Consider the following 8,150-nt stretch of genomic DNA (forward strand, 5'->3'; position numbering starts at 1 on the left):
CTGTACAATCACCACATCCCCCAGAAAGCCCTGGGACATGTCCCGCCCATCGAGGCCATGAAAAGATGGTACAAAGAAAAACCGGAACTTTTCATAAAAGTGCCACGCAATCGTCCGGGACCTGACAACTACTCGATTCAATTCGTGAACTGCACGCCAGCGGATGTCGGGCCAACTCGTTGACCAACACGCGCTGGCGGGTCATCGGTCATAGCTGGCGCAGTTGCATTGCACTCGTCCCGATTGCAGCCGGAGAACCGCCATGCCTGCCACCCTCGAAGCCGAATCAACGCTGACCGATCGCTATCAGACGACCGTGCCGGAAACCGTGCGCCGCGCGCTGCGCCTGGGCAAGCGCGACAAGATCCACTACACCATCCGCCCGAACGGTGAGGTCGTGCTCACGCGCGCGGCCCCCGGCGACAGCGACGACCCGGCGCTGATGCCGTTCCTCGGCTTCCTCGCCCGCGACATGGCCCGCCATTGGTCCCTTGCAGGGGTACGTGCTGGCGCCGGTGCCGTCCTGTTGGCGTTGCCCCTGTGGGCAGCCGCGCAGCAGGCCGCACTGGGCAGCGACCTCGCATCTCTTCTCGACTACGCCCGCCAGAACAACCCCGAGCTCGCCTCGATGCAGCACGAAGCCGCTGCCGCGGCACAGCGCGTGCAGCCGGCCGCAGCCTTGCCCGACCCGGTGCTGCGCGTCGAGCTCGAGAACTTCAACAACTACGGCAACAGCGCCGGCCCCAGCTTGCTGCCGTCGAAGGTGGCCCAGACGAAGTACACGTTGATGCAGCAGTTCCCCGCCTGGGGCAAGCGCGAGCTGCGCCGCCAGGCCGCGGAAGCGGAGGCCCGGCAGGCCCAGGCGCGGGCCGCGGTCCTCTGGGCGGAGCAGGCCGCGCGCATCCGCGTGGCCTATGCGCAGTACTTCCTGGCCAGCGGCAACGAACGCATCACCCGCGAACTCCTGGACCTCGTCACCCGCATGGAGCAGGTGGCCCAGACCCGCTATGCCGGCGGCCTGGTGGCGCAGCAGGACGTGCTTCGCGCCCAGTTGGAGCAAACCGCCATGCGCTCGGAGCTGATCGCGGCGGCCAACGACAAGCGCCAGTTGCAGGCGCGGCTGAACGCGCTGCTCGGGCGCGGCCCGGGCGCGCCGCTGGCGGAACCGCAAGACCTGCCGGCCCTGCCCGCCACGGCAGCATTGCCCGCAACCGAACTGTTGGCTCGCGTGCGCGAGGCCAACCCCCTGGTGCGGGCGGAGGCAGCCCGGCTCGAGGCCGCGCAATCGAACCGCGACCTCACGTGGCGCAACCGCTATCCCGACTTCAACATCGGGATCACTCCCACGCAGATGAGGTCGCGCGTGACGGAGTGGACGCTGATGGTGGAGTTCAACATCCCGCTCCAGCAAGCCAGCCGTCGGTCGCAGGAGCGCGAGGCCGCGGCCATGGTCGAAGCGGCGCGTGCACGCGCCGAGGCCGCTGCCACCCAGGCCGCCGCCGAGCTCGAAGAGCAGCTGTCGGCGCTGGAGGCGGCGCGCCACGGCGAAGAGCTGATCCGAACGCGCCAACTGCCGCAGGCCGAGTTGAGCCTGCAATCCGCGCTGGCCGGTTACGAGACGGGCAAGGTGGACTTCACCAGCCTGCTGGAAGCACTACGCCAGACCCGCAGGGCCCGCCTGGACCTGCTCAAAACACAGGTCGACGCGCAGATGCGCGCCGCGGAGATCGAACGCATCCTGGGAGACGCGCTGTGAAGAACTCGTTCGTGGCCCTGCTCACCGTGACCGTGGCCGCAGCCGGTGTCGTGGCCGGCCAATGGTGGAGCAGCCGCCAGCACTCCGCCGCCACGGCAACCCCCACCAGTGCCGAGACCGCGAAGGCCGGGCCTGCGGCGCGCAGGATCCTCTACTACCGCAACCCGATGGGGTTGCCGGACACCTCGCCCACACCCAAGAAGGATCCGATGGGGATGGACTACATCCCCGTGTACGAAGGCGAGGAGCCCGAAAGCACGAGCGGCGCGCCGCAGGTCCGTATCAGCGCCGAGAAGGTGCAGAAGATGGGTGTGCGAACGGAAGCCGCCGCCCTGCGTCCGTTGGGACGCGTCGTGCGCGCGAGCGGACGTGTGGAGCCCGACGAGCGCCGCGTCTATGCCGTGACGGCCAAGTTCGAAGGGTACGTGGAGCGCCTCCATGTGAACGCAACGGGGCAGCCGGTCGCACGCGGCCAGGCGCTGTTCGAGGTGTACAGCCCGGAGCTGGTCTCGGCCCAGCGCGAGTACGCCATCGCGGCTCAGGGGGTGCGAGCGCTGGCGGGAGCGGGGGGCGACGCCGCCGCCGGCATGCGCCAGCTGGCGGAATCGAGCCTGCTGCGCCTGCGCAACTGGGACATCCCGCCTGATCAGGTGGAAGCGCTCGCCCGCACCGGCGAAATCCGCCGCACCGTGACGTTCCGCTCGCCGGTCAGCGGCATCGTGACCGAGAAGAAAGCCGTCCAGGGCATGCGGTTCATGCCGGGCGAAACGCTGTACCAGGTGACGGACCTCGACGCCGTCTGGGTGATCGCTGATGTCTTCGAGCAGGACATCGGCTCGCTCAAGCGCGGTGCGCGGGCCACGGTGCGCATCGATGCGTACCCGGAAAGGACCTTCAGCGGCACGGTGACTTACGTGTATCCCACGCTGAACGCGCAGACGAGGACGATCCCCGTGCGGCTCGAACTCGCCAATCCGGGGCACCTGCTCAAGCCGGCCATGTTCGCCCAGGTGGAGCTGGCCGCCGCCGACACGAGGCCGGTCCTGGCCGTGCCCGATTCGGCCGTCATCGACAGCGGAACGCGACGCATCGTCCTGGTGCAAGTCGGCGAGGGCCGCTTCGAGCCGCGGGAGGTGAAGACGGGCGCGCGCAGCGACACCCACGTTCAGGTGCTGGAGGGCGTGCGTGAGGGCGAGCAGGTCGTGGTGGCCGCGAACTTCCTGATCGACGCCGAGAGCAACCTCAAAGCCGCCGTTGGCGCGCTGGCGGCCCATGCCGGCCATGCCGCTCCCGGCCCCTCGGCGGTGCCAGCCTCGGGCCCTGCGGCCACCGGCGCTGCGGCCCATGCCGGCCATGCCGCTCCCCCGCCCGCCGCCGGCGCGCCCGCCTCGGTGGGGCACCGGGCCGAGGGCATCGTGGAGGACGTGGACGCAAAGACCGGCTCGCTGAGCCTCAACCATGGCCCCGTTCCCACCTTGCGCTGGCCGGCCATGACCATGAAGTTCAAGGTGGCCAACGAAAGCCTGCTGCGCGACTTGAAGCCTGGTACCAAGGTCAGGTTCGAGTTCGTCGAGCGCGAACCGGGCGAATGGGTCATCACGTCCGTTTCCCGGATGTAAGGAGCGGCGATGCTTGCCAAGATCATCGGCTGGTCCGGCCGCAATCCCTTCGTCGTCCTGCTCGCCACCTTGTTCGTCGTCGTCGTCGGCCTCTATGCCGTGCTGAAGACGCCGCTGGATGCGCTGCCGGACCTGTCCGACGTCCAGGTCATCGTGTACACGGAGTACCCGGGGCAGGCGCCCCAGGTCGTCGAGGACCAGGTCACCTACCCGCTGACCACCGCCATGCTGGCGGTGCCCAAGTCGAAGGTCGTGCGGGGCTTCTCGTTCTTCGGGGCCTCCTTCGTCTACGTGATCTTCGAGGACGGCACCGACATCTACTGGGCGCGCAGCCGGGTACTGGAGTACCTGAACTTCGCGGCCGGCCGCCTGCCGAAAGGCGTGAGCCCGCAGCTCGGGCCCGACGCCACGGGCGTGGGCTGGGTGTACCAGTACGTGCTGCTCGCCAAGGACCGCACGCTCGCCGAGCTGCGCAGCATCCAGGACTGGTACGTGCGCTACCAACTCACGAAGGCCCCTGGCGTGGCCGAGGTCGCCTCCCTGGGCGGGTTCGTCCAGACCTACCAGGTCACCGTGGACCCGGCCAAGCTGCGTTCCTACGGCATTCCGCTGTCGAAGGTCTCGCAGGTCATCCGCGACTCCAACCGCGACGTGGGCGGACGCGTCGTCGAAATGGCGGAAACCGAGTACATGGTGCGCGGCAGGGGCTACCTGCGCGGGCCGGCGGACCTGGAGACCCTCGCGGTCAAGAGCGACGGCGGCACGCCGGTCCTCATCCGCGACATCGCGCGGGTGGAGCTCGTACCCGACGAGCGCCGGGGGCTTTCGGAGCTCAACGGCGAAGGCGAAGTGGTGTCGGGCATCGCGATGGCCCGCTATGGACAGAATGCGCTGGAGGTGATCCACAACCTCAAGCTGAAGATCGCCGAGATCGCGTCCGGGCTTCCCGCCGGTGTTTCGATCGAGTCGGTCTACGACCGGTCTGAGCTGATCCACCGTGCCATCGACACGCTCACGCGGACGCTGATCGAGGAAAGCCTGATCGTCGCAGCGGTGTGCGTCATCTTCCTGCTGCACGTGCGCTCGGCCCTGGTCGCGATCCTGATGCTGCCGGTGGGGGTGCTCATCGCCTTCATCGCGATGCGCCTGCTCGGGATGAACTCCAACATCATGAGTCTGGGCGGCATTGCCATCGCCATCGGGGCCATGGTGGACGCGGCGATCGTGATGATCGAGAACGCCCACAAGCACCTGGAGCGCTTGCCGGCAGGGCACACCACGGCCGAGCGGGCCGCCGCGATCCTCGACGCCTGCAAGGAGGTGGGGCCCGCGCTCTTCTTCTCGCTGCTCATCATCACCGTGTCGTTCCTGCCGGTGTTCACGCTGCAGTCGCAAGAGGGGCGGCTGTTCTCGCCGCTGGCCTACACGAAGACCTTCTCGATGGCGGGCGCCGCGCTGCTGTCGGTGACGCTCGTGCCGGTGCTGATGATGCTGTTCATCCGCGGACGCATCCTGCCGGAGGCGAAGAACCCGGTGAACCGCTTCCTGATCTGGGCCTACCGCCCGATGATCGCCGGCGTGATGCGCTGGAAGAAGACGACCATCCTCGCCTCGGTGATCGTCTTGCTGGCCACCTTGTACCCCGCGAGCCGGCTCGGCACCGAGTTCATGCCCACGCTCAACGAGGGCACCCTGCTGTACATGCCTGCATCCCTGCCGGGCATGTCGATCACCAAGGCTGCCGAGCTGCTTCAGACGCAGAACAAGATCATCAAGAGCTTCCCCGAGGTGGCTTCGGTCTACGGCAAGGCGGGCCGCGCGAACACCGCCACCGACCCGGCCCCGCTGGAGATGTTCGAGACCGTCATCAACCTCAAGCCCGAATCCGAATGGCGCGAGGGCATGACGGTGGACAAGCTCATCGCCGAGATGGACCAGGCCCTCCAGTTCCCCGGTGTATCCAACGCCTGGACCATGCCGATCAAGGCCCGCATCGACATGCTCTCCACGGGCATCCGCACGCCCATCGGCATCAAGGTGTTCGGCAAGGACCTGCTGGAGATGGAGCGGCTGGCCAAGGAGATCGAGGCCGTCGTCAAGAAGGTCCCCGGCACGACCTCGGCCTTCGCCGAGCGCATCACGGGCGGCTTCTATCTCAACATTGAACCGGACCGCGCGCAGCTTGCGCGCTACGGGCTCTCGGTCGGGGATCTGCTGGATGTGATCTCGACCGCGCTGGGCGGCGAGATCGTCACCACGACGGTCGAAGGACGGGAGCGTTATGGCGTGACGGTGCGCTATCCGCGCGAGCTGCGGGCCAACCCTCAGTTGATCGAGCGCGAGGTGCTGGTGCCGACGATGGAGGGCCGCACGATGGTCCCGCTCGGCCAGCTCGCGAAGGTGCAGGTGGCCCGCGGGACGCCCGGCATCCGGACGGAGAACGCGTTGCTGTCGGCGTACATCTTCGTCGACATCCGCAACCGCGACATCGGCTCCTACGTGGCCGAGGCGCGCAAGGCCGTGGCCGAGCAGGTGAAGTTCCCGCCCGGCTACTACGCCACCTGGAGCGGCCAGTTCGAGTACATGGAGCGCGCCATCGACCGCATGAAGATCGTCATTCCGGTGACCCTGCTGACGATCTTCCTGCTGCTGTACCTGAACTTCCGCCGCCTGACGGAAACGCTCATCGTGATGCTGTCGGTTCCCTTCGCGCTGGTCGGCGGCGTCTGGCTGCTGTGGATGCTCGGATACAACCTCTCCGTGGCGGTGGCGGTGGGCTTCATCGCGCTGGCCGGCGTGGCCGCGGAGACGGGCGTCGTGATGCTGATCTACCTCGATCACGCCTGGGACGAGGCGCGCCGACGGTGTGAACGGGAAGGCCGACGTCCGCAGGCGGCCGACCTCTACGCCGCCATCATGGAAGGTGCCGTCGAACGCGTGCGTCCGAAGATGATGACGGTCGTCGCGATCATGGCCGGCCTCCTGCCGATCATGTGGGGCACCGGTGCAGGCTCCGAGGTCATGAGCCGCATCGCCGCCCCCATGGTAGGCGGCATGATCTCCTCGACCGTGCTCACCCTGGGCGTCATCCCGGCGATCTACGCGCTGGTGAAGGAATGGGAGCTCAGACGCGCTGCGCGCACACCGAACGCGGCTTCCGCGGCGAGGGACGCTTACGCTGCCGCCGAGTGATGTCGCTGCGGGCCTGCGCCCGGAAAGTGCAGGGTGAAGGTGTTGCGGCCGCCCGCCGCATCGCTGGCGGCCTGCACCTCGCCGCCGTGCGCGTGCATGATCGAGCGCACGATGACCAACCCCAGCCCGGTGCCACCGCTTCACCGGGCGCGCGAGGCGTCCGCACGGTAGAAGCGGTCGAACAGCCGTGCCAGCTGCTCGAGCGCGATCGGATCGCCGACGTTGCTCACGGCCAGCGAGGCTGCCCCGTCTGCGTCCTGTTGGATCGAGACATCGACCACCGAGTGGGCGCGAGCGTGGCGCACCGCATTGGAGAGCAGGTTGGTCACCGCGCGCTGGATCAACAGCGGGTCGCCGTCGATGGTCGCCTCCCCTGCCACGTTGACCGTCACGCCCTTTTCCTCCGCGACCAGGCCCAGGTACTCGGCGACCCGGTTCGACTCCTCGTGCAAGTGCACGCGTTCGTGGCACGCCAGCGCCTGGCCATGGTCCGCCTGGACAATGAACAGCATGTCGGCGATGAGGCGGGAAAGCCGTTCCAGCTCCTCGATGTTGCCTTCCAGCACGTCGCGCAGCTCCTCGGGGCGGCGCGGCTGCGACAGGGTCACCTGGCTGCGCCCGAGGAGCGTGGCGATGGGAGTGCGCAGCTCGTGCGCCAGTTCGGTGGAGAACTCCTGCAGCCTTCGGTAGCCGGCGTCGATGCGCTCCAGCATCGCATTCAGCTCCCGCGCCAGCTCCTGCAGTTCCGACGGCAGGTTCGCCTCGGTGATGCGACGCCCGAGGGACCGCGCCCCGATCGATGCCGCCTGCCGCCGAAAGCGCAGCAACGGCGCCAGCCCGGTGCGCGTGATGAGCCAGGCACCCACGGCCACCGCCGCCAGCAGGAAGGGCAGCCCCACCGGGCTGGCCCGGATGAATCTGTCCAACAGTCTCTACAACGCACTGGGCATTCCCATTGCGGCCGGCGTGCTGTATCCGCTTACCGGTTGGCTGCTTTCACCGTTGATCGCCGCCCTGGCGATGAGTTTGAGCTCCGCATCGGTGATCGGCAATGCGCTGCGTTTGCGTGGCGTCCGTCTTGTCTGAACACGAGGATCGTCGCGCGTGCCGTGGTGGGTGCTGGTTGCACTCCCAGATCGCTGGGTCTGTCGTATCGGTTGCCACCCGACGTTGGACACCTGATCCCTATCGAGGCCTGGAATGCTCTCGACCACGGCACCTGAGCCGCCTCACACCGATACCGCACTTGGTGCCCAGTCGGCATCGCCATAAGCACTTGCACCGATGTGGCGATGAGTCCGCGCCCCGCCTTGGTGAGCAGGAATGCATTGAGATTGGCACACGATTAATCCCGATCCCGTCCCGAATGGAATCTGATATATACGTAACGGCCGTCTCATCTTCCCGTCAGCGGTGGCTTCGCAGAATACATAGTCGCCCCTGAAAAATTCATTTCAAGCCACGCCCAGCTGGATTGAAGAGGGTTGCGTTCCCATCGGCCGGGATCTTGGCGACCATCCAGCCCCAACGGCACGCAAAGCCCACGCCATGCGCAGGCTCAACAAAAGCTGGGCCAAGAAGGT

At 67.4% G+C, this 8,150-nt stretch carries 4 protein-coding genes and 3 pseudogenes; 6 read left to right on the plus strand and 1 reads right to left on the minus strand.

All coding sequences use genetic code 11. The annotated features are described in order from the left end of the window. The 5 genes and pseudogenes from Taqua_RS13350 to Taqua_RS12385 form a co-directional block, all read left to right on the plus strand. Positions 1–183 (plus strand): annotated as a pseudogene (locus Taqua_RS13350) (IS481 family transposase); the annotation flags it as partial. A gap of 79 nt (positions 184–262) precedes the next feature. Further along, positions 263–484, plus strand: a pseudogene (locus Taqua_RS13755) (type II toxin-antitoxin system PrlF family antitoxin); the annotation flags it as partial. Then, positions 473–1,756 carry a TolC family protein gene (locus Taqua_RS12375; RefSeq protein ID WP_221933948.1) on the plus strand — a complete coding sequence of 428 codons (1,284 nt, stop codon included), beginning with the start codon at positions 473–475 and terminating at the stop codon, positions 1,754–1,756. The pseudogene Taqua_RS13755 and the gene Taqua_RS12375, both read left to right, overlap by 12 nt. After that, the gene (locus tag Taqua_RS12380; protein ID WP_144326911.1) at positions 1,753–3,375 is read left to right on the plus strand and encodes an efflux RND transporter periplasmic adaptor subunit; all 1,623 of its coding nucleotides are present in this window, start codon (positions 1,753–1,755) and stop codon (positions 3,373–3,375) included. The genes Taqua_RS12375 and Taqua_RS12380 overlap by 4 nt, the downstream gene beginning before the upstream one ends. A gap of 9 nt (positions 3,376–3,384) precedes the next feature. Further along, complete coding sequence (locus tag Taqua_RS12385; RefSeq protein WP_144326912.1) at positions 3,385–6,567, plus strand: efflux RND transporter permease subunit; 3,183 nt, start codon at positions 3,385–3,387, stop codon at positions 6,565–6,567. Here the strand turns inward: Taqua_RS12385 and Taqua_RS12395 are convergent. Beyond that, positions 6,549–7,466: pseudogene (locus Taqua_RS12395) on the minus strand (heavy metal sensor histidine kinase). The gene Taqua_RS12385 and the pseudogene Taqua_RS12395 sit on opposite strands and share 19 nt — an antisense overlap. 13 nt (positions 7,467–7,479) lie before the next feature. Between Taqua_RS12395 and Taqua_RS13275 the strand changes: the two are divergent. Further along, positions 7,480–7,653, plus strand: a complete 174-nt coding sequence (locus Taqua_RS13275; protein WP_185969629.1) for a hypothetical protein — start codon at positions 7,480–7,482, stop codon at positions 7,651–7,653. Positions 7,654–8,150 lie beyond the last annotated feature (497 nt).

The organism is Tepidimonas aquatica (assembly GCF_007556585.1).
GTDB classification, from domain to species: Bacteria; Pseudomonadota; Gammaproteobacteria; order Burkholderiales; family Burkholderiaceae_C; genus Tepidimonas; species Tepidimonas aquatica.

Coding starts and splice junctions, on each gene's coding strand:
- Taqua_RS12375 (WP_221933948.1), top strand. CDS start 473: ATGGCCCGCCATTGGTCCCTTGCAGGGGTACGTGCTGGCGCCGGTGCC.
- Taqua_RS13275 (WP_185969629.1), top strand. CDS start 7,480: ATGAATCTGTCCAACAGTCTCTACAACGCACTGGGCATTCCCATTGCG.
- Taqua_RS12385 (WP_144326912.1), top strand. CDS start 3,385: ATGCTTGCCAAGATCATCGGCTGGTCCGGCCGCAATCCCTTCGTCGTC.